The 23,719-nt window shown below is 68.2% G+C and carries 20 protein-coding genes; 12 read left to right on the forward strand and 8 right to left on the reverse strand.

Annotated elements, in window-relative coordinates; all coding sequences use genetic code 11:
• Positions 1–44 precede the first annotated feature (44 nt).
• On the forward strand, positions 45–1,598 hold the full coding sequence (locus tag MJ785_RS00185) for an NAD(P)/FAD-dependent oxidoreductase (protein WP_239372547.1): 1,554 nt from the start codon (positions 45–47) through the stop codon (positions 1,596–1,598).
• 55 nt (positions 1,599–1,653) lie between these two features.
• Here the strand turns inward: MJ785_RS00185 and MJ785_RS00190 are convergent, their stop codons facing one another.
• Entirely contained in the window at positions 1,654–2,430 is a 777-nt protein-coding gene (locus MJ785_RS00190) for a CDP-alcohol phosphatidyltransferase family protein (protein ID WP_239310826.1), read from the reverse strand.
• Positions 2,431–2,556: 126 nt separating this feature from the next.
• Between MJ785_RS00190 and MJ785_RS00195 the strand changes: the two genes are divergently transcribed.
• Complete coding sequence (locus MJ785_RS00195) at positions 2,557–2,805, forward strand: hypothetical protein (protein ID WP_239310827.1); 249 nt, start codon at positions 2,557–2,559, stop codon at positions 2,803–2,805.
• Positions 2,806–2,816: 11 nt separating this feature from the next.
• Here the strand turns inward: MJ785_RS00195 and metF are convergent, their stop codons facing one another.
• Together metF and MJ785_RS00205 are read right to left on the reverse strand one after the other, a co-directional pair.
• Positions 2,817–3,719 (reverse strand): methylenetetrahydrofolate reductase [NAD(P)H], encoded by a 903-nt coding sequence (gene metF, locus MJ785_RS00200; protein WP_239310828.1) that lies wholly within the window; start codon positions 3,717–3,719, stop codon positions 2,817–2,819.
• A 39-nt stretch (positions 3,720–3,758) separates the two neighbouring features.
• Positions 3,759–4,445, reverse strand: coding sequence for a DUF4097 family beta strand repeat-containing protein (locus MJ785_RS00205; RefSeq protein WP_239310829.1), 687 nt, complete (start codon positions 4,443–4,445; stop codon positions 3,759–3,761).
• 94 nt (positions 4,446–4,539) lie between these two features.
• Here MJ785_RS00205 and crtI point away from each other — a divergent pair, with 94 nt between their 5' ends.
• From crtI to MJ785_RS00230, 5 genes are all read left to right on the forward strand, one after another.
• Entirely contained in the window at positions 4,540–6,063 is a 1,524-nt protein-coding gene (crtI, locus tag MJ785_RS00210) for a phytoene desaturase family protein (RefSeq protein WP_239310830.1), read from the forward strand.
• 137 nt (positions 6,064–6,200) lie between these two features.
• On the forward strand, positions 6,201–7,340 hold the full coding sequence (locus tag MJ785_RS00215) for a MoxR family ATPase (RefSeq protein ID WP_239310831.1): 1,140 nt from the start codon (positions 6,201–6,203) through the stop codon (positions 7,338–7,340).
• Complete coding sequence (locus tag MJ785_RS00220; RefSeq protein ID WP_370652753.1) at positions 7,337–8,392, forward strand: DUF58 domain-containing protein; 1,056 nt, start codon at positions 7,337–7,339, stop codon at positions 8,390–8,392. Before MJ785_RS00215 ends, MJ785_RS00220 begins: the two co-directional genes overlap by 4 nt.
• Positions 8,389–9,348 carry a VWA domain-containing protein gene (locus tag MJ785_RS00225; RefSeq protein ID WP_239310832.1) on the forward strand — a complete coding sequence of 320 codons (960 nt, stop codon included), beginning with the start codon at positions 8,389–8,391 and terminating at the stop codon, positions 9,346–9,348. Before MJ785_RS00220 ends, MJ785_RS00225 begins: the two co-directional genes overlap by 4 nt.
• A gap of 236 nt (positions 9,349–9,584) precedes the next feature.
• Positions 9,585–10,547, forward strand: coding sequence for a phytoene/squalene synthase family protein (locus tag MJ785_RS00230; protein ID WP_239379848.1), 963 nt, complete (start codon positions 9,585–9,587; stop codon positions 10,545–10,547).
• Positions 10,548–10,731: 184 nt separating this feature from the next.
• On the opposite strand, the gene MJ785_RS00235 is transcribed toward MJ785_RS00230, so the two are convergent.
• Positions 10,732–13,422, reverse strand: coding sequence for a hypothetical protein (locus tag MJ785_RS00235; protein ID WP_239379850.1), 2,691 nt, complete (start codon positions 13,420–13,422; stop codon positions 10,732–10,734).
• 1,018 nt (positions 13,423–14,440) lie between these two features.
• Between MJ785_RS00235 and MJ785_RS22085 the strand changes: the two genes are divergently transcribed.
• The 3 genes from MJ785_RS22085 to MJ785_RS00250 all read left to right on the forward strand — a co-directional run bounded on the left by MJ785_RS22085 (position 14,441) and on the right by MJ785_RS00250 (position 18,468).
• Positions 14,441–15,118 carry a transposase family protein gene (locus tag MJ785_RS22085; RefSeq protein ID WP_370652828.1) on the forward strand — a complete coding sequence of 226 codons (678 nt, stop codon included), beginning with the start codon at positions 14,441–14,443 and terminating at the stop codon, positions 15,116–15,118.
• Positions 15,119–15,703: 585 nt separating this feature from the next.
• Positions 15,704–15,976, forward strand: a complete 273-nt coding sequence (locus MJ785_RS00245) for a hypothetical protein (protein WP_239379878.1) — start codon at positions 15,704–15,706, stop codon at positions 15,974–15,976.
• A 350-nt stretch (positions 15,977–16,326) separates the two neighbouring features.
• Entirely contained in the window at positions 16,327–18,468 is a 2,142-nt protein-coding gene (locus tag MJ785_RS00250; protein ID WP_239379852.1) for a radical SAM protein, read from the forward strand.
• Between the two features lie 19 nt (positions 18,469–18,487).
• On the opposite strand, the gene MJ785_RS00255 is transcribed toward MJ785_RS00250, so the two are convergent.
• Entirely contained in the window at positions 18,488–19,108 is a 621-nt protein-coding gene (locus tag MJ785_RS00255; protein WP_239313165.1) for a hypothetical protein, read from the reverse strand.
• Positions 19,109–19,190: 82 nt separating this feature from the next.
• Between MJ785_RS00255 and MJ785_RS00260 the strand changes: the two genes are divergently transcribed.
• Positions 19,191–20,291 carry an aldo/keto reductase gene (locus MJ785_RS00260; protein WP_239313163.1) on the forward strand — a complete coding sequence of 367 codons (1,101 nt, stop codon included), beginning with the start codon at positions 19,191–19,193 and terminating at the stop codon, positions 20,289–20,291.
• Positions 20,288–21,115: an endonuclease/exonuclease/phosphatase family protein gene (locus MJ785_RS00265; protein WP_239379853.1), complete on the forward strand. Its 828-nt coding sequence runs from the start codon at positions 20,288–20,290 to the stop codon at positions 21,113–21,115. Before MJ785_RS00260 ends, MJ785_RS00265 begins: the two co-directional genes overlap by 4 nt.
• 234 nt (positions 21,116–21,349) lie before the next feature.
• On the opposite strand, the gene MJ785_RS00270 is transcribed toward MJ785_RS00265, so the two are convergent.
• The 3 genes from MJ785_RS00270 to MJ785_RS22090 are packed head-to-tail and all read right to left on the reverse strand — an operon-like array spanning position 21,350 to position 23,531.
• Positions 21,350–22,000 carry a 2'-5' RNA ligase family protein gene (locus MJ785_RS00270; protein WP_239379854.1) on the reverse strand — a complete coding sequence of 217 codons (651 nt, stop codon included), beginning with the start codon at positions 21,998–22,000 and terminating at the stop codon, positions 21,350–21,352.
• Positions 21,997–22,710: a hypothetical protein gene (locus MJ785_RS00275; RefSeq protein WP_239379858.1), complete on the reverse strand. Its 714-nt coding sequence runs from the start codon at positions 22,708–22,710 to the stop codon at positions 21,997–21,999. Before MJ785_RS00275 ends, MJ785_RS00270 begins: the two co-directional genes overlap by 4 nt.
• Positions 22,701–23,531, reverse strand: a complete 831-nt coding sequence (locus tag MJ785_RS22090; protein WP_370652829.1) for a hypothetical protein — start codon at positions 23,529–23,531, stop codon at positions 22,701–22,703. The genes MJ785_RS00275 and MJ785_RS22090 overlap by 10 nt, the downstream gene beginning before the upstream one ends.
• Positions 23,532–23,719 lie beyond the last annotated feature (188 nt).

Below are 23,719 nucleotides of genomic sequence, written 5' to 3' on the forward strand. Positions count from 1 at the left end.
ACGAAACGGCCGCGCATACAGCAGTACCCGCGTAGGGTCGCGGGGTGGCTCGGGTCGTCGTGGTCGGCGCGGGGGTCGGCGGGCTGGCGACAGCCGCGCGGCTGGCCGCCGCCGGGCATCGCGTCACCATCTGCGAGCGGGCGTCCGACGTCGGCGGCAAGCTCGGCAGGTTCAGCCAGGACGGTTTCACCTTCGACACCGGGCCATCCCTGCTGACCATGCCGGAGGTTTTCGCGGACCTGTTCGCCGCCACCGGCGCGCCCCTGAGCGACCTCCTCGAGCTACGCCGGCTGGACCCGATCGCTCGCTACCGTTTCGCCGACGGAACCCTTCTTGACGCCCATGCCGACGACGACGCGTTCACCGCCGAGCTGGACGCCGTCCTTCCTCCCGGCTCCGGCCAGCAGTGGCGCCGCCTCGCCGCCCACGCCGAACGCCTGTGGGAGGCGACCCGGGAGCCGTTCCTGTCCGCCCCCACCGCCGGCGTCCGGTCGTTGGCCAGCCTGGCGCTACGGCGTCCGGGCGACATCTCCACCATCGCGCCGGGGCTGACCCTGCGTGGGCTCGGCCAGCGTCATCTGGCCGACCACCGGCTGCGGATGTTCCTGGACCGGTATGCGACCTACACCGGCTCCGATCCACGCCGGGCACCGGCGGCCCTCGCGGTCATCGCGCATGTCGAGCGTTGCTACGGCGGCTGGTACCTCCCGGGCGGCCTGCACCAGCTCGGCCAGGCCGTCGCGGAGCGGGCTGTGTGCCTTGGCGCGCGCCTGCTGCTCGACCAGGCGGTCATCGCGATCACGCGCGGTGCGGGTGGCCGGGCAGCCGGAGTACAGCTTGCCGACGGCGGGCGCATCGACGCGGATCTGGTCGTGTCGGGCGTCGACGCCCAGACGGTGTACGGCATGCTCGCGCCCCACCGACGGGCGGAGCGGCGGCTGCGCCGAGCGCGGGCATCGCTGGCCGGCTTCGTTCTGCTGCTCGCCCTGCGCGGGCGGACGCCAGATCTCGCCCATCACACGGTGCTGTTCCCCGCTGACAACGACGACGAGTTCGACGCGGTATTCGGCGGGCGCCTAGCGGTCGATCCGACAATCTACATAAGCGCGCCCGACGATCCTGCCCTCGCGCCGCCGGGCTGTGAAGCATGGTTCGTCCTGGTGAACGCGGCCCCGCATGCAACACGTCTCCCGCCAGGCCGCGCGAGGGGCCGTGCCTCGCCCGGTGGCACCAACAGCGGCAGCGGCTCGGTCAACCGCTCGGTCAACCACGGGCTGGACTGGGAGCGGCCAGGGCTTGCTGACGCCTACGCCGCCCGGATCCTGAACCTGATGGCCGAGCGCGGCCTGGACGTCCGGGAGCGGCTGCGGTGGCAACACGTGATCACTCCAGCTGATCTGGAACAGCGGACGGGCGCGGTCGGCGGGGCGATCTATGGGACGTCCTCCAACGGCCTGCGAGCGGCGTTCCTGCGGCCGGGCAACCGGTCGCCGATTCCGGGCCTGTTCCTCGTGGGCGGGTCATCTCACCCCGGGGGCGGCCTCCCCCTGGTCGCCATGTCCGCAAAAATCGTTGCCGACATGATCGGCCCCGCGTAGTGCCGCATACCGCACAGCGAAAAACCGCCGCTATTGCCCGCACCCGTCACTCCCGTCACTCCCCGTCACCGCGGCCGCCCGCCGCCGGGCCCACTTCCCCACCTGACAATCCAGCGGCTGCCCACAGCCCACCGCCGGGCACCGCCGAAGCCGGCCGTGGCCGCGTCCGAAGCACCCGGTGAACCACCGTGCCGAGCTGGACCAGACCGCAGGCGCACACCGTGGCCGTGGCGACAGCGCCAGCCAGACCGGCAAGGCCGGCTCTCCCGGGGTCGACCGACGCGCCCACCATCGTCAGGACAGTGATGATGATCCGGGTAGGCCGCTCACCGACCGTCACGACGCCAATCTCGGCGAACCCCACGTTCCCGGCTCGGGCGCGCAGGTATTCCAGCAGGCTGACCGCGGCCCCCGCGGCTGCGCACGCCGCACCGGGCGCACCCAGCAGCCAGAAGGCGACAATGTAGAATCCGTCACAGATCCGGTCAGCCAGCGAGTCAAGGACATACCCCCAGGGGGTCACCCGACGGGTGAGGACGGCCACACATCCGTCAAGGTTGTCCAGCAAACCACCACCCACCACGATCATCGCGGCAATCAGCGGGAACAGGCCACCCGATGCCGCGGCTGGCAGCATGGCGCTGGTCAGCAGCATCCCGGCCACCGTGATCGACGTCGGGCCGATGCCACGCATGGCCAACGGGCGTCCCAGCCGGTAGACCAGACCGAGCCAACGGCGAACGAACCACATACCGCTTGTGGCATCGTAGCCTCCGTGCAGGCCCGACCACTCCCTGAGAAAACCGTCACGGTCGGGCACCGGGGTGGTCACCAAGCCATCGTGCCTTCTGCGTATGGTTCCGTCGTCCGGCATGACCCACTTTGGATGACGGCCCAACTACCGACGACTGTCAGCCCCCTTCGAGAAGCCGCCGCCAGGCGGCCGCAGGAGACATCGGTGACCAAGCACTCGCCCCTGGTCGTGGAGACACTCGACGACCTGAATCCGACAGCGGTTTTCAACGCGGAACGTGACCAGGTGGTGGTTGCGGTCCGTATCACACCCGTATTTGGCACCTTGGATCTCGACCTGGTAGCAGCGGTCGTCGACGCGGCAAACCTGGCCGGCTTTGCCCTCGTCCGCGAACGGCCCTTCCGGGACGAATGGCTGCTGTGTGTCTTCGACGCCTACGAGGATCACGACTGACGGGCCTCCCGTCAGCCGGACAGGGCGCGGAACACCTCACGGGTGGCGGTCGAGCGGTTCAACGTGATGAAGTGGATGCCGGGCGCACCACCGGCCAGCAGCTTCTCGCACAGGTCCGTTGCGACCGCCACGCCGATCGCCCGCACCGCCACCGGGTCGTCGGCCACCTCGTGCAGCCGTTCGGCCAGATCCGCGGGGAAAGCGGCGCCGGACAGCTGCGCCATCCGCTCGATCTGCGCGACGTTCGTCACGGGCATCACCCCGGGGATGATGGGCGCCTCGCAGCCGAGCCGGCGGACCCGCTCGACCAGACGGAAGTAGGCGTCCGCATCGAAGAAGAACTGGGTGATCGCGTAGTCCGCGCCCGCGGCCAGCTTGCCGACCAGATACCGCGCGTCGGTGTCGAGGTCGGGCGAACGTGGATGCATATCTGGGAACGCCGCGACCCCGACACAGAAGTCACCTAGCGACCGGACAAGGCGTACAAGATCCTCGGCATAGCGCAGACCCTGTGGATGCGCGACCCACGTGCCCCGCGGATCACCGGGCGGATCGCCACGCAACGCGAGGACATTGTGCACCCCGGCGCCGGCGTAACTGCCGATCACCTGCCGCAGCTCGGACACGGAGTGGTTGACCGCTGTCAGGTGACCGATCGGTGTGAGAGTGGTCTCGGCCGCGATCCGTTCGGTCACACCGACGGTTCCCTTGCGGGTGGACCCGCCCGCGCCGTACGTCACCGACACGAAGGACGGATGCAGGGACTCCAGCTCCCTGATCGCTGTCCACAGATGGCGTTCCCCCGCCGGGGTCTTCGGTGCGAAGAACTCGAACGAGAACGACGTCCGCCCGGACGCGAGGAAGTCCCGCACCGTCAGCGCCCGTGATCCCAGCACACTCCTGACCACCGTCATGTGCTCGAGGGTAGTGGGTACCACCCCGCGAGCACGGGTTCACAAGCGCACCGGGCCGTCCGGAGCGGGACTGCACACCCGTACCCGCCCGGAGCCGCTGCCGGCCGACACACGGCGCTGCGCCGCCGGGTCAGCCGGAACACTGACATCGACGGCACCGACGTCCGCCGACTCGACGTCCACCGCATACGGGCCGTCCGGGACGACAACCGTGACCGAGCCGCTGTGGCTGTGCGCGCTCACCTTCTCGGGCGCAGACGCGAAATGCAGGATGACATCCCCCAGCCGGCTGCGTGCGGTGACCCTGCCGCCGCCCAACTCACGTCCGGCGATGGTGCCGGAATCCGTCAGCAGGACAAGATCACCGTCGGATCCCCACAGCGTCACCTCCCCGCGGCGCACCTCCGCCCGGACGCCGGTCGCCTTCGGCAACGTCAGCCGCACCCGGGCCTCGCTGGCCCGGCCGTCGATACGCAGCAGGTCACCGTTGCGGGCCAGCGCCGGGCGGGTCCGCCCGACTCGCCGCCGGACGGTCATCTCCAGGCGGGCGTCGGTCCGGTCGGTCTCAGCGATCTCGACCCGGCCGGCGGCCAACCGGACCTCGACGGCGCCGACCTCCGCCACTGTCTGGCAGATCTCCGCCGGTGGCCGGTACAGCAGCGTGAGGCCGCCGGCCGCCGCGCACACCAGGACGACGGCCGCTACGACCACGACCACGCTTGTCATCTGTCCCCCGTTCTATGAGCGAAGCTGTGAGCGGAGCTCCGCGCGCGAATGTGATCCGCACATTCTCGCTGGTGGTGATCCCCTGAGGAGAAGGATGCGTACGGTGACCGGCCCGACCGAGAAAATCGTGATCGTGGGAGCGGGTCTCGGCGGCCTGTCCGCCGCCCTGCGCCTAGCCGGCGCCGGGCGGCACGTCACCGTGGTCGAACGTGCCGAGGTCCCGGGTGGGCGGGCTGGCCGGCTGCGCATCAACGACTACCAGTTTGACACCGGGCCGAGCGTGCTCACCATGCCGGACCTGATCGCCGACGCATTCGACTGCGTCGGGGAGAACATCGACGACTGGCTGCGGCTGCATCCGGTCGACCCAGTGTACCGGGCCTGCTACGCCGACGGTTCCACCCTCGATATCCACGCCGACCCGGACGCGACCGCCGATGAGATCACCCGTGTGTGCGGGCCGGCCGAAGCCGCCGGGTACCGCCGGTTCGTCACGTTCGTGTCCGACCTGTACCGGGCGCAGTTGCGCGACTTCATCGACGCTTCGATCGACTCGCCCCTGAGCCTGTTACGGCCGTCCCTGGCCCGGCTGGTTGCCCTCGGTGCCTTTCGCCGCCTCGAGCCCATGGTGGGCCGCTATCTGCACGACGAGCGAACCCGCCGGGTGTTCTCGTTCCAGGCGATGTACGCGGGCCTGTCCCCGCAGGACGCTCTCGCGCTGTACGCCGTGATCGCCTACATGGACTCGGTGGCCGGCGTGTACTTCCCGGTGGGCGGCATGCACGCCGTTCCGGCTGCCATGGCCCTCGCCGCTGCCAAGCACGGAGTGACGTTCCGTTACAGCACCACCGTGACCGGGGTGGAGATCCGCGGCCGACGGGCGGCCGCGGTCCACACGTCCTCGGGTGAGCGCATCGCCGCGGATGTGGTGGTACTCAATCCCGATCTCCCGACCGCCTACCGCGAGCTGCTGCCCGCCGCTGTCATGCCACGCCGGGTCCGCGGCCTGCGCTACTCACCGTCATGTTTCCTGCTGCTGGCCGGGTCAGGAGCCGACTACGGTGACCGGGCCCATCACACGATCCACTTCGGCCGGGCCTGGCGACGCACCTTTGACGAGATCATCAACCGAGGCGAACTGATGAGCGATCCGTCGTTCCTGGTCACGACGCCGACGATCGGCGATCCGACGCTGGCTCCGGCCCGCCGGCACAGTTATTACGTGCTGTTCCCGACACCGAACCTCACCGCGCCGCTGGACTGGTCGGTACTGGGCCGACGTTACCGTGACGAGGTGATCGAGACCCTCGAACGGCGTGGATACGTCGGTTTCGGTGCCGCGATCGACGTCGAGCATGTGATCACCCCCGCGGACTGGCGGGCCCAGGGCATGGCGGCCGGCACGCCGTTCGCCGCCGCCCACACCTTCGGCCAGACCGGCCCGTTTCGCCCCTCGAACCTGGCCCCGGGCCTGGACAACGTGGTGTTCGTCGGCAGCGGGACCCAACCGGGCGTCGGCGTGCCGATGGTGATCATTTCTGGGCGCCTGGCCGCCGAACGGGTGCTCGGGCGCGACCGGGCCTACCGCTCCCGGGCGCCGCGCGGACCAGCGGCCTGAGCGCGCCGGAACGAAAAACCGTCTTTGCCGGGCACCCATTCCTCCCTGTTGCCGGTCACTGTGCGGCCATCGTTCGCAACGGCCGAGTGCCCTCGCTTCAAGTCCCGGTTCCAGGCGCTGGCTGCGAGACTGAGGCCATGGACGAACGGCACGCCCCCGAGACCGCGCCGGCCGGCTCCAGCCTCACCGCGCCCGGCTCCGGCCGGGACGGCAGGACACTGGCCAGCCCGGATACGAGCACCGATGCCGATCACCTGGAACGTGTTCTCTTCGAGATCAAAAAAGTGATCGTCGGTCAGGACCACATGATCGAGCGGATGCTGGTGGCGCTGCTTGCCCGCGGGCACTGCCTGCTGGAGGGTGTGCCGGGAGTGGCCAAGACCCTCGCCGTCCAGACGCTGGCGACAGTGGTCGGCGGAACGTTCGCGCGCATCCAGTTCACCAGCGACCTGGTCGTGTCCGACATCGTCGGTACCCGCGTGTACCGCCAGACCCGGGAGACCTTCGACGTCGAGCTGGGCCCGGTCTTCGCGAACTTCATCCTCGCGGACGAGATCAACCGCGCGCCCGCGAAAGTGCAGTCGGCGCTGCTGGAGGTGATGTCCGAGCAGCAGGTCTCCCTCGGCGGTGTCACCCATCGGCTGCCCGCGCCGTTTCTGGTGCTGGCCACGCAGAACCCGATCGAGTCAGAAGGCGTGTACCCGCTTCCGGAGGCGCAGCGCGACCGGTTCCTCATGAAGATCAACGTACCGTACCCGACCGGCAGCGAGGAACTGGAGATCGTCCAGCGGATGGGCGTGCGACCGCCCGCGGCCGAGTGCGTGCTGGACCCCCAGACGCTGCTGAAACTACAGCGGCATGCCGCCGAGGTGTTCGTCCACCACGCGATCGCCGACTACGCCGTGCGTATGGTGCTGGCGACCCGGTCACCCACCGAATTCGGGATGCCCGAACTTACCGGCCACCTGGCCTACGGCGCGTCGCCGCGCGCCTCGCTCGGTCTGGTCGCGGCGGCCCGCGCGCTGGCGCTGCTGCGCGGACGGGACTACGTGGTGCCCGACGACGTCGCCGCGGTGGCCCTCGACATCCTGCCGCACCGGTTGGTGCTCTCCTACGAGGCGCTGGCGGAAGGGCTGTCCACGGACGCCATCGCCGAGCGCGTTCTCCAGGCCACCCCACCGCCACAGGTCGCGCCACGCCAGCACGGCTACTCCGGGCGCTGGACCACGAACCCGCACGGCTTTCCCGAGTACCACAACCAGGGGACAACCGCGTGAGCGCCCACCGCTCCTCCGCTGGGGCCTACGGCTCCTCCGCTGGGGCCTACGGCTCCTCCCCCGCATCGGGAACGGCTGGCCCGCTCGCCGCGGATCCGTCGATCGAACGCGCCCTGCGTCGTCTGGAGCTGACCGTCACCCGGCGCCTGGACGGGCTGCTGCTCGGTGATCACCTGGGCCTGGTACCCGGATCCGGAACCGAAAAAGCCGAAAGCCGTACCTACCACGTCGGCGACGACGTCCGGCGGATGGACTGGGCGGTCACCGCCCGTACCACCGTCCCGCACGTACACGACCTCATCGCCGACCGCGAGCTGGAGACCTGGGTACTCGTCGACCTCACCGCCAGCCTGGAGTTCGGCACCGCGGCCTGGGAAAAACGCGACCTCGCGATCGCCGCTGTCGCCGCGGTCGGCTACCTGACCGCACGCGGCGGCAACCGGCTGGGAGCGTATGTGCTCTCCGGTACCGGCCCGCGCGTACTACCCGCCCGTACCGGTCGCAACAGCCTGCGAGCACTGCTACGGACCTTGCTGGCAACACCGCGTACCGCGCTGGACCGCCCGGCCAGCGCGCCGAACGTCTCCGCGGCGACCGATCTGGCCGCGGCCGTGAACGGACTGCGTAACCCGCCCCGGCGCCGCGGCCTGGCTGTCGTGATCTCGGACTTCCTGTCGACGGACCTGTCGTGGGAACGGCCACTGCGCGCGCTCGCCGGACGCCATCAGGTACTTGCCGTCGAAATAGTCGATCCACGCGAGCTTGAGCTCCCGCGGGTCGGGCTGCTCACCGTCATGGACCCGGAGACCGGCGCGACGCTGGAGGTACCGACCTCGTCCCGCCGGCTGCGCGAGTCCTACGCCCGCGCCGCCGCGGCGCACCGCCGCGAGACCGACGCCGCGCTTCGCCGGGCCGGCGCCGCCCACCTCGTCCTGCGGACCGACACCGACTGGCTCGCCGACATCGTCCGCTTCGTCCTGGCCACCCGCCGCAGCCGCGGCGCGGGCCGGCGTCCGCCGGTCACGGCCCGGCCGGCCGGGCCGGCACGATGACCTTCCTCGCCGGCCACTGGCTGTGGCTGCTGCTGCTGGTCAGCGCGCTGACTGTCGCCTACATCGTGCTGGCGCTGCGCCGGAAGGTCTACGCGGTCCGGTTCGCCAGCGCCGGGCTGCTCGCGTCGGTGCTGCCCCGGCGCCCGCAGTGGTGGCGCCGGCATGTGCCGGCCACCGTCCTGTTGCTCACGCTGGCCACCATGGTGTTGGCCCTCGCGCGGCCGGCGAGGGCGGACCGGGTGCCCCGCGAACGCGCGACAATCATGCTGGCGATCGACGTCTCGAATTCGATGGCAGCAACGGATATCCCTCCCAACCGGCTCGAGTCGGCCAAACAGGGCGCCGAGGCGTTCGTCAATCAGCTACCACCGCGGATCAACCTCGGCCTGGTGTCATTCGCCGGCTCGGCGGCGGTTCTCGTCCCGCCGACCACGGACCGCGAAACGGTCCGTTCCAGCATTCACAGCCTGCAGCTGGGTCCGTCCACCGCGATCGGCGAGGGTATCTTCGCCAGCCTGCAGGCCATCACCGTGCTGGGGGATCAGGTCATCGCGGACGGCCAGACGCCACCACCGGCGGCCATCGTGCTGCTCTCCGACGGGGAGACCCAGCGGGGACGCCCGAATTCCGAGGCCAGCCAGGCCGCTGTAAGCGTCCGGGTGCCGGTGGACACGATTGCCTACGGCACCCCGGACGGTACCCTCGACGTCGGCGGCCAACAGCTCCCCGTCCCGGTCAACGAGGCGGCATTGCGCGAGATCGCACGGACGACTGGGGGCTCCTACCACCGGGCCACGTCCGGCGACGAACTGCGGTCGGTGTATAAAAAGCTGGGCAGCTCCATCGGATACCGTACCGAGTTCCATGAAATTACCATGTGGTTTGTGGGGCTGTCGCTGTGTCTCGGCCTGACCGCCACGGCACTGTCGCTGGCCTTCTCGTCCCGAATCCCCTGAAGGGCTCCGGTGGCAGGGCGTTCGATCAGGAAGCGGCGTCCGGCTGGATGGAGCGCGAGGCGACGGAGGGAGCCGCCGGAGGTGCTGGGTGACGACCGACAAGCCGGGTACCCATGGCGTTGCGCGGCGATGGCTGGGGAGCGAGGCGGCGAGGCGTGCGCCCCAGCCCCGCGACCCCGCGTCCCCTGTTGCCGGTCGTGCCGACCCACCGGATCCCCTGGCCGGGAAGAAGCGCTGTGCGTGCGTGTGAGCTGACCGCCGCGGGGATCACCGCGCCCGAGCTGCGGCGCTCCTACCTGGCATGCCGCCAGCTCAACGCCGCCCATGGCCGCACATACTTCCTGGCGACCCTGTTACTGCCCATCTGGAAACGGCCATACGTCCACGCGCTCTACGGATTCGCGCGGTATGCCGACGAGATCGTTGATGATCTTGACTCCATGCTCCCCGACGCCGAACGGGCGGTCTGGCTGCGTGGCTGGGGCGAGGAGTTCCTGGCTTACGCACGGTCGTGCCCGGCCACGACCGCCACGACTGGCATGACCGGCATGACCGGCATGACGTCCGTGCTACCGGCGGTTGTCGACACGATCCGGCGCTGGAACATCCCGCTTGAGCACTTCGAGGCCTTCCTGCGATCCATGGCGATGGACCTCACGACGACCTCCTACCCGGCCTGGGACGATCTGATGGTCTACGTCCACGGCTCGGCCGTGGCGATCGGCCTGCAGATGGTGCACGTCCTGGAAGCCAACGGCGCCGCGGCCCTGCCCTACGCCCGCGATCTGGGTACCGCCTTCCAGCTCGCGAACTTCATCCGGGACGTCGGCGAGGACCTGCGCCGCGGCCGGATCTACCTCCCTCAGGAGTCGCTGGACCTGTTCGGCGTGACGCCCGAGCGCCTCGGCACAGGCGTGGTGGATGGCCCGGTCCGCCGGCTGCTCGCGTTCGAGATCAGCCGTGCCCGGGAACTGTTCCGTGCGGCAAAGCCCGGCATCCGGCTGCTGCACCCGACATCACGCGACTGCGTCCACACCGCGTTCCAGCTTTATCAGGGCATTCTGGATGAAGTGGAACGCGCCGACTACCAGGTCCTGGACAAGCGGGTGGCTGTCGGGCTCGGCCGGCGGGTCGCTGTCGCCGGCCCCGGCCTCGTCCGCGCCGCCCGCGTCCGCCGCGCCACCCCGCCTGCGATCTGATGATTACGAGCGCCCGACAACAGGGGAATGGATCAAGGAAGGGAGTTGGGGCGCGGGAGTCGCCCTGCGTTGGGCGTCGACCGGCAAGCCGGGGTACCCGCGCGTCGCGCGGCAATGGCTGGGCAGCGATGGCGCGATGCGCCGCCCAGGCGCCGCGAGCCGGACAGTCCTGTTGCCGGGCGCTCTAACTCGAGCAGGGACGCGGCCTCAGCGGCGGCTCGTCAGAATATGTGAGACCAGAGCGATACACCTCATATGGAACGTCATTATTCGTCTGAAATACCCGCTTAAGGTCCGCGGCACACATGATTGAAATGTGCCGAGTGCGGGCAATCCCATTCTGGTCGAAGGCAAGAATGCCACTGACCCCTTCATACTGATGAAGGTCGACAGACTGGCGAATCTGACTGTACACCATTTTCGGATTGATTTGCGCCGGATCCCACGAGTGATCAATACCAACGGCGGGCCGACGGCTTGCGATATCGGTGACTGAACGCAACAAGAGGCGGGCCGCATCGTAGCCGAGGCTAACCCATTCCTGGATTGGCTTGCTTCCATCACAGAAGCCCAGCGCGTCACGGATATCGTTGAGAAAGTTTATGCGTTCAGGCTGATGGGCATTTTTTAGCTGCTCACAGAAGCCGAGTTGCCCACGGGATATATAAGCCACCGGAAGCGTGGTCGGAGCAACAGCCCGCATTTCGGAATTAGCGATGTAACGACTCACCGATCCGTCGGCCAACAGGGTCGGGAGCCTACCGCCGCAGTCGGTGTAAACCCGGGAAACAAATGCGGGAAATTCGGTGTATCGGCCACCAAAGAAGACTATTCCGTCGAACTTGTCAGAACAGATGTCACTGACATCTGTTCCGCTGGGCCAGAATTTTTCTCTGTAATGATCTACAAACTCGGCATGTAGATCATTACGAAGAGTGTTGACATACAGGTCTTCGTCGCCACCGATGCGCCCCTTGGCGCCATAGGTGTAGAAGTTGATGATCGCATCGCGATGCAGCATCTGGCTGACATAGGAATGGATCATACCTACCTCATCCCTGTTGGACGGCGAGAGCTGCAGGTAGAGATTGGACGCGCCGGCGATGCCATCGGCCGAGGTGGTCAGCGTGAGAGTCGGCAGCCCGACCGCGTCAAGCGACTGGAGCATGTACTGGGTTTTTGTCCGGCTATCCAGCTGAGCTACTGTCGCGATCACTGTCGGGTCGTCATGTACCAGCTGGGCCAGCATCGGTACAAGTTTGTCAGCATGGCGTGTTTCGTCGCCGACGTTACCCACAATCACTCGTAGATATGGACTGGCCGGATTGTTATCGGCCTCATGCATAGCTCGGTACTGAGCTGCCGCTACACCTTCCAATCCTTCCCGCTCAGCATCAAAGACTTCGTCACCGAGGCGGGAGTCAGTCCTGGTGAACGCGGCAAGATAGACCAGTGTCACCAACGGCCGGTTACGCTTGACCTGGTGGGCACTGGCAGCTTCCCGATTTTGCGCGAAAATTTTCTTCTGTACGCCTGTCAATCGTTCATCTGGTCCAAAGGCCTGTCGATCGGAGCCACTGTAACCGATGCACTGCCGATCGATATAAATAACCCGCAGCGTATCGCCACGATGAAGAGGAAGCGTCGCGCATCCAGGGTGTATCTGACCTACTATCCAAATCACGAAAGTGCTTATGAGTAAGAGTACAACCACGGCTGGCATCCAGGGCTGAGCCAGCCACGGCGGACGCGCCGGGATGACTACCGGTAACCTGTCCTTGATGTTCAGATTATTGATACCAGATACCGCTACCGGCAACAGCCACGTATCGGGATGCCCTCGTTTGCCCGCCATGGGCAGCCGGTCATGAACAGTCGAATACGCGGCATCCAGGCCCATCAACGGCACTACTCTGCCGTCGGTGACGGCCTCAGCAAGTGGCGTCCCGTTCAGCGGCACATCCACCCCCCTTGTAACGATCAGCAGGGGGTCGGTCCACCCGTCACCGCGCACAGCGGTAACCGCTCGTATGAGTGCGTATCCGGCGTTGTCGGGCGCTACGGCGTCCAGCAGTATCACCGGGTACGCCGTACGCCGCCACGGTCGTAGCCGCCACGGTCGACGCCGATACTGCACCCGCAGATCTTCCAGAAACGCGTCCGTCAGGAGCCGATCGATGGCTTCGGGTTCCTCATCGGCGCGTGGACCGATAGTCAACCGCTCGGCGACCGCCAGGAAGGTCGAGGCTGGCCCAGACGCGAGGTACTGCTGCCTCCTGAACCAGCGGAACTCATGCCCTGCCCCGGGAAGTCGTCCGCTGACGAGGAGCCGCAGCGCCACCACCGGCAACACCCTGACAAACAGCGACAGCAGCAGCCCCAACCAGCCGGTAAAACCGTGGTCTAATCCGCCCTCACCCTGGCCTCCCCGCAGCCCGAACTCCCGGCGCAGCCGTCTGGCCAGCTCCCGTTGCCGCTTGGCGACCGGCACGTTGGACAGGTTCTGCGCGGTCAGCCAGTCGACCAGCGTGAAGCAGCGAAAGCGCAGCGGGTCACGGCTGAAACGACCTACCGCCAACTTTTCATGTAACTGGTGGAGTAGCGGCTGCAGCCCACTGACCTGTGTGACGTCGACGTACGTATGCGGCACACGTCGCTTGCCTGACTCGACAAACCGCCCGGCAAGTACCTTCAACGCCGAGTCCGCCGTGCCCGCATCCACCAAACACAGCACCGGTATCCGCCAGTCAGTACGGCCAAACCGGTTGGCATGCCGCGAGCGCGTCACTATGGACTTGACAAGCTGCACCAAGATCGTAAATCCGGCGAAAACCGCCATTATCGTACTGGATTCCTGCTCGTCAGTACTGCTCACTTTGCTCCCCCCGCTGGTCTCGGCATCCGTGGACCCGACAATCAATCGCGCCCTCAATCATGCCCCAGATATAAGCTGCCTGGTTGCTACCGGCCTTCATTCAAGGCACTGACAGGACGTGGTCAATGTGCCCTGTGACCCTGCGGGCTACCAGAAACCGGTCTGGCCCTGTGAGCTGGGGTGACATGCCAGCGCGGCTGCCCGCACGACGGTCAGCCACTGACCGGCAGGCTAACGAAGGACAGCCCCCAAGACCCCGTCCGCCCGCATCGGACGAGAACCACCAGCGTCAGTCACCCCGACGAAAAACTCGGCGGCGCCCGAACGCGGCAGCACCTGTTGAGTCATCCCATCCCCCGATCGCGGACCAGACCAGAACCATCACTGTCAGTGATTCAACCATAGCCCGGCGAGCCCGACATCAGAGACAGCGCCGCTCGGGCACCCTCTCCGCCGGAACCCCTCGGGTCGGAGGAGAGAGGCCGGCAGGGCCGGTGACACGCGGTCAAAGTGCGGCCGTGGAAGCTTCGAGGCGGCCGTCCCAGCGAAGCGAAGCAGATCGTGCCGCGATCCCGGCCAGCGCCAGCCGCGCGGCGTTCATCGTGTATATTTCTCATCAGATTTGGATCGATTTGCCCTGATATAAGCGATCCACAATGGCGATCATCGTGACGTGGGCCGCTATCCGTCGTCGGCGTGGCGTGCATAACACCCGCCTTCTAGACTAAAAGGGTTTCGTAGAACAAAAACGGCATACAGCGGAGCTGTTCAGAAACTCTATTCGAATTGGTTTTCATTGAAATTCTGACACCGGCAACAGGAACAATGCGTCCGTCAGTAGCCGTATGGGGAGCCCGCTCCCCGCCAACTCCCTGCGTTCTTTGGTACTGGGCAGCCCCAGCGCGTCATGGAATACACAGGCCCTCCCCATCGTCAGAGATTCTGCGACATTTTCTATGTCGTAGGAAGGGTGCCCTCCACGTATCATCTTCCCGGGCTGAGTCACCGAGCGACGGCTGTGGTCATCGAACGCGCCGAGCAGGCTTTCCCTGACTGGGACAAACCGGTCGGCCGGCCCAAGACCCTGTCGCTTCTCCAGGCCCTGAAATTGACGGTGTGCCGGCTGCGCCGCAATGCTACCTATCAGGACCTTCACGAAGATTTCGAGATCGGCAAGACCACGGCCTGGGACTACTACCAGCCCATGGTCGCATTCCTCGCCCACGCGTTCGGCTACCCCGACAAGGAGGATCAAGAAGAGCTCCTGGCGATGCTCCTGGAAGGCACGGTTTGCTTGATCGACGGGACGCTGGTACCGACGGTGAACTGGAGGCAGCACAAGGATCTGCTGTCCGGCAAGCACCGCCGCCACGGCGTTACCATCCAACTCTTCGTCGACCTGCACGGCCGGTTGATCTGCGCCAGCCTCGCGTTCCCGGGCAGCTTGCACGACATGCATTGTTTCCGTGCGGCCGGCTGGGTCGACATGATTGCCCACGCCGGCGGAGGCCGGGGAATAGGAGACCTGGCTTACGAAGGCGAGCGGAAGGCCGTATCCATGCCCGTCAAGAAGAAACCGAAGAAAGAGCTTGCCGAATTCGAGAAGAAAATCAACACAATTTTATGGAATATGGTTTCCGAACAACTTCACTGTAAGTGTGATCGCTGCGTCGGGACGGCTGGCTCCGGGCTGTAGCAGTTCGGACAGCGCCCACCAGGTTTGGTGCTGGTAACCCACTGCGCTCGGAGCGGCGCCGTGCGAGGTGGAGCCCATGGTGTGGCAGTTTCCACCCTGATGGTGATCATGTCTAGGTCCATCCGTACCAGCGGATACTCGTGGCTTGCCTGGTCACGGTACATCGCCGCTGATGGGACGCCTTGCAAGCCAGCGGCCCAGATGCCGGCGTCTTCTGCCTGCCCGCAGAGCGAGCGGGACCGCCTCGTCGTGGCGAGCAGGAGCATGACGTCAACGACGACTGGTTGACGCCCTGGCAAGTCTCTTCCCTACAGCAACGAGACGGCGGCCGGGAGCGGTCGTGGCCGAAGCCCGGCAGCAGGAACGCCGCTTAGCGATCAACAGACCGCTGGGTGGGAGACATGTCGCTCGGGACGCGGCTGGATGCACTCGCCCAGGGCAAGGTCCGTCGCCCTCCGCGCTCCGCCCGTTGATTGAGAAGCACGCGACCTGGTAGACGACAACCTCCTTGCCGACTGAACCTCAGGGAAGCTGGAAGATGACGAGGACGCCGCGAGCGCGATCTGCCGCGAGGCTCGCGAGGAGATCGGCCTTCACCTGGACCGTCGGGCGCTGTCGCTCGCCTCGACCGTGCACTTCCGCAACGAGCACGGCGAGGGCCGGCTCGGGCTGTTCTTCCACGCGCAGTCGTGGGAGGGCGAGCCGGTCAACGCCGAACCGCACAAGTGCGCCCGCCTCGGCTGCTTCCGGCTCGACGCCCTGCCCGACAACACCCACCCCTACACGCGGATAGGTGTCGAGTTGTACCGGAAGCGGCAGAACTTCGCCGTCTCTGGATGGGCAGCCGCCGACGCCTAGCACGTGATGTCGCGCGGCGCGGACGCCATATACGTGGGCAGCGGGCGGATGTGTTGAACCGAGCGCCGGCCTGCTTCGTCAGCTGCCCATGTGTTCACCACGGCGATCAAGAACGTCCGGCCGGGTTCGACGTGAAGTCGACGCTGCGGCCGAAGTTCTGGGGGCTGGAGGCCCTGTCTGCGCAGGTGGCGGCCCCGCACGGTGGCGAACTACTTGTTCGCGTCATGGGGAATGACCATCCTGTGCGGTGTCGCGGAAAGTAACAGGTGCTATACGCACACCGCCGAAGCCGGTCCGATCCGGGGCCAGCCGTATGGCGGTGGAGCACCGTCCGTCCGGAAGGCATCGCCGTGGAGCATCCCCCTGAGCCTCTCACCCGTCTGGTCACCGCTGTACGCCTCGCCGGCGCCAGTCCGGCTGCGGGCCCACCCGATCACAGCGAGCTGCTGCTTGACCCCCTCGGGCTTCGCAGTTGGGTCGAGCGGCAGTGCGCCGGCGAGGTGAAACGGGTTCGGGTCGCGGGAGCGCTCGACCGCCGTCTGGTCTTCATCGAGCGAACGGAGGGCCGGTGGGTGGTGGCGGACCTGTCCGGTCAACCGCACGGTTCACGGGCCTGGCCGGCGTGGACACGGGACACAGTGGTGCTCGACGAGCCAGCGTCCTGGCTGTCGCTGGCCGACGTGGACGAGCCTGGCGTCGAGCGGCTGTCGCGGCCCGGCGTGCTGCTGGCCGCGCTGTATCACCCGGAGACGTTCCCGCTGCCGCGGTTTCCGCTGGGAATCAGCACGGTGGCACGCGCGGCCCGCGAGACGCTGCTGGGCACAGTGTCCCTGGCCGACATGCAACTCGGGCTCACCTTCGACGGGCTGGCCGCCCGAATCGAGGCGGACCGGCCCGACGTTCTCGGGGTGTCGGCGACGTTTGGCCAGTACGACCTGCTGGTCCAGCTGCTGGAATCGGTCTACGCCCAGGATGATCCGCCGCTGGTCATCGTCGGCGGCAGCCTCACCGCACGGGTCGAAAGGGTCCTCCTGGACCGGTTCCCGTCGCTGCTGGTCGCCCGAGCGAGCGGGGAGCCCACGATCAGCGCGCTGCTTGCGCACTGGCACGGCGACCGCACCCTCGACGAGGTCCCCGGCCTGGGATATGTGGGAGCACCACGCGGGGGCGGACTGGCGGTCGGACGGCGGCGGACCGCGAAGCCCGTCACCCGCGACGTCACGGCCGACGTCGTCCCCGAACTCGACCTGCTGCCGACGACGTTCACCCACCACGGCGTCGCGCAGCTGGAGACCAGCCGCGGCTGCACCAGCTACTGCTCGTTCTGCCCCCGCGACCACAAGGGCAGCTGGGCCGGTGCCGGTACGGGCCAGCTGCCGTGGCTGCTGGGCGAGCTGACGGCGGTCTTCGACCGCTACCCGCAGGTGTCCCGGACGGTGTACCTGGTCGACGAGGAGTTCCTCGGCCGCGGCCCCGACGCCACGGGCAGGGCGTTGGAGCTGGCCAGTCTGCTGCACCAGGCGGGCTTCGGCTGGGAGTCCAGCTGCCGCGTCGACCAGGTCGTCGATCCCGACCGCGGCCTCGGCTGGCACGTCGAACGCGCCGAGATGTGGCGCGCGCTGGTCGCCCGGGGCCTGCGGCGGATGCTGTTCGGCGTCGAGTCCGGCGTCGACAGCATCCTCGGCCGGTTCGCGAAGAACACCACGGGCGAGCAGAACCTGCTGGCGGTCCGGACTCTGTCCGCACTTGGCGTCTCGACCCGGTTCACCTACATCACCTTCGACCCGCTGATGACCCTCAACGAGCTGAAGGCCACCCACGCGTTCCAGGGTCGCACCGACCTGCTCCTGGCCCCGCAACCCGATCTTTCGCCCGCCGAGGTCGTGCACGGGGTCCGCGACGTGCAGTTCGTCGCGACGGCGGGTACGGGCCAGCCGTTCTACCAGGCCATCTCCTACCTGCTGGTCAGCATGGAATGTTTGATCGGCGCCGCCTACACCCGCCGGGTCCAGCACGCCGGCCTTGCCGGGGTAGTCACGCCGTCGATGGGCCGGGTCGAGGCCCGCTACGCCGACTGGCGGATCGGGGCCGCCGCAGGCTGGGCGCAGCGCTGGGTCGACCGGCACTTCGCCCTCGACTACACCTTCAAGTCGCTGGAGAAGGTCCTCGACGGCGACCCACGCTGCCTGGTACGTGAGGCCCGCGGCGTGCTCAAGGACGCCAGCTACGCGGTGCTCGGCGAGCTGATCACCGAAGTCGACACCCAGCCTCTCTGCCACGATCCGGCGGCTGAGGCGGTCCTGGGTGCCCGGATCTGGCAGCGGGTCGAGAAGCGTCTCGCCCTGCTGCGGGGTGTGCTCGCGACCACTGTGCACGACCTGCTACTCGCCCTCGACCGTGAGCACGCGGAGCTGCTCACCGCTGAGTACCGGCGATGGTCGGCGGCCAGCGGCTGGATGCTGATCAACGCGGCGGACTCCTGTGCGAGCTGACCCGCGGACCCGCAGCCGGTCAGCTGCCGGTCTTCTCCGGGATCGGCACCCAGTTGAACTCCGGGCAGAACCGGGCGTAGGTCACCAGCTTCCACGCCGCGTAGTCCTCCAGCCGGCCGGTCTCGCGCAGCAGGTGCTTGACCCAGGTGTGGCAGACCCGCTCGTCGTGGCTCATCGCCTCGTCGATCTGGTCGAGCATCCGGCAGGCGACCGCGAAGTCGTCCACCGTGAGCGCGCTCAGGTCGATCTCCACGTCGTCCGCGGTGAACGCGAACACCAGCCGGGTGGTGGAGAAGCTGGTGTAGCGCTCGCCGACGAAGCGAGCGTTCCCGTCGAGCGTGGCCATCAGCTCGGCACGGCGGTCCACTGGGTAGCCGATTCCCAGGTCCAGATCCGAGGTCTCCAGGTTCAACCGGGTGCCGAACGAACCGACATCCCGCGGCCGATGCCCGGTCCAGCGCTCGATGAGCTCCGATGCCTGCGCGCGCACCGCGTGCAGCCGCGCGTCGTGGGCGCGCATCGCCGCGTAGAACGCCTCGGCACAGTCGAACTCGGCGTCGGGGAAGTCGCTACGGTCGGCCCATCCCTTCGCCCTGATCGCATCCAGGTCCAGCAAGGTGGCGGGGTCCGGAGTCGTCATGGCGGTGACCTTAACGTCACAGCCAGCAGCGCCCGTGCACAGGCCCGTCCAGCAATCGTCGGCGGACAACGAGGTGGACAAGATGACGGCAACGAGCCTTCTGGCAGCTAGGACGCTCGCGGGTGGGCTGACGGTCCACCCGATCGGCGTCGGCTGCTGGGCCATCGGCGGCCCAGACCACAACCTGGGCCTGCCGATGGGCTGGTCCACCGCCAACGACGCCGCCTCCCTCGCAGGACTGGAAGCCGCCTACACGCTGGGAGCGAACCTGTTCGACACCGCCGACGTCTATGGCCACGGCCACTCCGAACGCCTCCTCGGCCGCCTAGTCGAGCAGGTCGACCGAGGCAGTCTCGTGCTGTCGTCCAAGATCGGCTACTTCGCCGGCACCGCCGCCCACGCCTACCTGCCGGCCGCGATGCGCCGCCAGCTGGAGACCACCCTGGAAAACCTGCGCACCGACCGGCTCGACGTCTACTTCTTCCACACCAGCGAGTTCGGCCCCGACGACCGCTACCTCGACGACGCGATCGCCCAGATGCGCGAGTTCCAACGCCAGGGCCTGGTGCGCTGTATCGGTATGCGCGGCCCGCACCGCTACGCCCCTCACCGGCTCACCCAGCCACGATCCGCCCGGCCGGACAAACACGCCCGGTTCCGGGCCCTGTTCGACCGCATCCGTCCCGACTATCTCGCCGTCCGCCACAACCCGCTGACCCCACCGCCGCCCGCCGGCCAGCCGGACATCTTCACCCTCGCTGCCGACCACCACACCAGCATCCTGATCAACAAGCCACTTGGCCAAGGCCTGCTCACCGGCAAATACGACCCGCAGCGGCCGCCCCGTTTCGGCGACGGGGACCACCGGCAACGCAAACGCTGGTACACCCCTGACGCACTCGCGGTCGTCGACCGCGGGCTCGCGCCCCTGCGCGACCGGTTCGGTTCCACGACCCAGGATCTGGCCAGGGTGGCGCTGGCCTACAGCCTCCAGCGCGCCGGCAACACGGCCGTCCTCGTCGGCTTCACCACCCCCGACCAGGTCCGCGAGAACCTCACCGCCCTCGACACACCCCTGTCCGCCGACGACCTCAGCTTCGTCCGGGCCACCCTCGGCCAGCTCCAGCAGGATCTCGACGCCGCCGGCGAGGTCTTCGGCGACGAAACGGCCCCGCCCGTATGAACCCGCAGCAGTCCCTGTTCCCGAGCCCGACCACGGCGATTCTCGCGGCCACGACCGAGCTGCGGCTGGTCACGTTCAATGCCCAGCACGCCGCACCCGACCGGGCCCGCCGCCAAGCCGCCTGGCTCGGACAGCAGACCGACGCGGACGTCGTCGTGCTCACCGAGGTCGGCCACGGACCCGGCGGCCACGCGCTCGTCGACGCGCTCGCCCAGCACGGCTATACCCACGTCCACGCCCCGCGGCCGGACGTGCCCGACTACCGCACGGTCATCGCCTCCCGCAGCGCACCCCTCGAACCCGTGCCGACCGGCATCGACGTCCTTGCCCACCGCGCGCCCGCCGTTGACCTGCGGATCGGTGGACAGCGGCTACGTCTGGTCGGCCTCTACGTCCCGTCCCGCGGGCCGGCCACACGCCGCAACGAGAACAAGCGCGCCTTCCAACACGCGGTCACCCGGGCCCTGCCCGGCGTCCTTGCCGGCTTCGACGGGCCGGTCGTGGTCACCGGCGACCTCAACGTCGTCGAACCCGGCCACGTCCCGCACTACCCGGTCTTCGGCCGCTGGGAATACGACTTCTACCGCTCCTTCACCGACGCCGGCCTCACCGACGCCTACCGCACCCTGCACCCTGCCACCCCGGGCCACAGCTGGTACGGCCGCGGCGGCAACGGCTACCGCTTCGACCACACCTTCCTCACCCACGACCGGCTCGACCTGACCCGATGCGACTACGTCCACGCCCCCCGCCACGACGGCCTCAGCGACCATGCGGCGATGGCCATCGCCGCTGTCGTTGCTCCCCGGCGACTCCAGCCGTAAATCGACGGCGCCAGCTCAATTCCACCACGATCCAGCCGAGGGCTGTCGGGCCGCGGCCGTCCCGCACGATCTCCCACACCTTGTCGAGCTCGACCCACCCAGGGGCGTGGTCCGGCCGAGGATCGCCGAGGCTGGTCGGCCTCGCTCGGCTGGCTCTCACCCGGCCCTGAACCACCCGCCCGCCTCCCCGTTGCAACCCCGCGCCGTCCGACCCGGGCGACCAGAGGAGACGTGTTAGGCGCTCAGAGGGACGATGGCCACAGTGTCCCACTGGTAGGTGCGGCCGTCGCGGTACAGCCGCACCAGCCGAAGATCTACCACGGAGACCTCGGCCGGGGGCAGGTCACGCAGCCCCGCGACCCGCCGGATGATCGGCCCCGCGGGCGTGCCACGGTTGCAGTAGGCGATACCGACGTGCGGACGAAAACGCTGCCTGGCGGCGGGCAGGCCGCAGGCGGAGGACACGTCGTCCACGGCGTCCCGCAGTCGGACCAGCGGTTCCCAGGGGGCGACGGTGAAGCGGACCGCGCCGCTCGATCCAGCCAGCGGTCCGACCCGCAGCCGGAACGCCGGCAGGTCACCCCACCGTTCGGCGACTCGGCGGGTGACCGTGACGAGGGTGGCGGGGTCGATCTCGTCGGTGAACGCGAGCCGGCGCACGGTGAGGTGCAGCCCCTCGGCGGGCACCGGGTCGAGACAGTCGAACATGCGTAGCTGCTGCTGGCAGGTCGCGGCGAGGTCGCGCAGCGCGGCGCTGTCGAAGATCAGGAACCAGTGGAAGCTGCGACGGCCAGGGGTCCAGCCGGGCCGGTCCCAGTGGTCGGTCATCGAGGGCAGAACCCGGAAGCGTTCCCAGTCGTCGTGGACCGGGTCGTGCTCGCTCACCGCGGCGCGCCGTGGGCCAGCGCCTGGGACACCTCGGCCAGTTCGGCGACGGCGGGCAGGGTCCACCAGGGCGCGGTGCGGCGGGCGAGTTCCCGGCCGCGCTGGCGGATCGACTCGATCGGCGCGGCACCGGCGCGGGTGAGGGCCCCGACGCCGAGCGCGGCGCTGTGTTCCGGGTCGGGGTCGGCGCCGGCCGTCAGCGCGGTGGCGACATCGAGGGTGATCAGGACGTCGCTCCACCGGGAACGGTCGGCGCCCGGCATACTGCTGGCGGTCTGCGCGTAGCGCTGGACGAGGGCGGTCTCGCCGGTGCCGACGTGGGCGGTCGCGGCGTTCGCCGCGATCCGCGCGAGGCTGTAGGAGCCGAAGGAGATACACGGCGACATGCCGTCAGGCAGCTCGGCGCCCTCGGCGAGGTCGAACGCGCGGCCGACGGCTTCGCGCACGCCATCGCGGTCACCGAGCTGGCCCAAGGCGCAGGCTTCGCCGTTGACCGCCAGCCGAATCGCCTGCGGCCCGCCCGCGGCGTAGATCTGTCCCTCGCGTGCCCGCTCCAACGCCAGCCGGTAGTCGCCGGCGTAGTAGGCGCACAGACTTTCGGTGCCCCGCACCCAGGCCGCCAGGTCGCTGTCCTCGACGGCGAGCGCGAGGGTGAACGCCTCCACGCAGTAGGCACGCGCGAGCCGAAAGTCCCCGAGGTTCACCGCCATATAGCCGGCCAGCCCCGACAGCCGCCCGGCGGAACGCAGCAGCCGGACCGGATACGGTCCCGGGGCAGCTGCCAGCCCTCGACGAGGGCTTGCACACCCTTCCGCTGCCGCGCGACAAGAGGCATCAACGCGGCCGGGCCACGCGCCTCATAGAAGGCGACACAGTCCTCGACGAAACCGTCAAGATAATCAAGAAAAAGGGTCTGCGCGGAGGGTGCCGCGAAATACCGTAGCCGAACGCCGACGTCGAGCATTTCCGTCTGCCGGTCATACCCGCCGCCGAGGGAAGCGATCACGTTCACGGCTGGCGAGACCATCGCCGGAGCGGACGGCCTGATGCCTTCTCCGACCCTCTCGACCCGCGACGCGTCCCTGGGCCTCGGTAGTTCTTCGGGCCTGGCCCGCACGGTCCTCAGCGTCTTGCTGATAAGGAGAGCGTCGGTGGGGCTGAGGTGTTCACGGTCGTCGAGGTCGATCAGATTGTGGATTCCCGTGCCATAGACCTCGGCGAGCAGCGCGAGGAGCTGAGGGGTGGGCCGGCGGCGGTTGTTCGGCAGCGGCCAGTTCTCCAGCTCCGACAACCGTGGGCCGGTCATAGGAGCGGCGCCACTCGGGTCCAGACCGGTACGGGCGGCGTGGGCGTTGATGTGGTTCGCGGCCTGCGTCTGGGTCCAGCCGTGGGCGACGCGGTGGGCGGCGCGGGGGCGCAGCTGGTAGCGGCGGGCGAACTCGACGGCGATCTCGTCGTGGGACATTCCCGCCGTGCGCATCCGCGCCCGTAGCTCCGCCTGTTCCACTCGCAGGCTGGGCCTGGTCGTCACGAGGTCTGTGGCTCCTTCCGCGGCGCGCACCAAAGCTGGTGGCCGACGGCGAGTCGGAATGCGCCAACAGTAGCCCTCGACGTTCATCGTCCCAAGCGGTCAGCAGCGCCCGCCGCGCCGGAGCGGCGAATTGTCCCTTCGGCTCGACCGGCCCAGTGCCCTGCGCGGTGCGTGCGCTCCCGATCCGT

Origin of the sequence: Protofrankia sp. CiT1, from assembly GCF_917627335.1 — a bacterium.
In the GTDB taxonomy this organism is placed as follows: domain Bacteria; phylum Actinomycetota; class Actinomycetes; order Frankiales; family Frankiaceae; genus Protofrankia.

Bases quoted from the DNA above. Each gene is read 5' to 3' on its own strand.
- metF (WP_239310828.1), bottom strand. From the start codon at position 3,719: ATGACGGTGGTCAGGAGTGTGCTGGGATCACGGGCGCTGACGGTGCGG.
- MJ785_RS00205 (WP_239310829.1), bottom strand. From the start codon at position 4,445: ATGACAAGCGTGGTCGTGGTCGTAGCGGCCGTCGTCCTGGTGTGCGCG.
- crtI (WP_239310830.1), top strand. From the start codon at position 4,540: ATGCGTACGGTGACCGGCCCGACCGAGAAAATCGTGATCGTGGGAGCG.
- MJ785_RS00215 (WP_239310831.1), top strand. From the start codon at position 6,201: ATGGACGAACGGCACGCCCCCGAGACCGCGCCGGCCGGCTCCAGCCTC.
- MJ785_RS00225 (WP_239310832.1), top strand. From the start codon at position 8,389: ATGACCTTCCTCGCCGGCCACTGGCTGTGGCTGCTGCTGCTGGTCAGC.
- MJ785_RS00255 (WP_239313165.1), bottom strand. From the start codon at position 19,108: ATGACGACTCCGGACCCCGCCACCTTGCTGGACCTGGATGCGATCAGG.
- MJ785_RS00260 (WP_239313163.1), top strand. From the start codon at position 19,191: ATGACGGCAACGAGCCTTCTGGCAGCTAGGACGCTCGCGGGTGGGCTG.
- MJ785_RS00265 (WP_239379853.1), top strand. From the start codon at position 20,288: ATGAACCCGCAGCAGTCCCTGTTCCCGAGCCCGACCACGGCGATTCTC.
- MJ785_RS00275 (WP_239379858.1), bottom strand. From the start codon at position 22,710: ATGGCGGTGAACCTCGGGGACTTTCGGCTCGCGCGTGCCTACTGCGTG.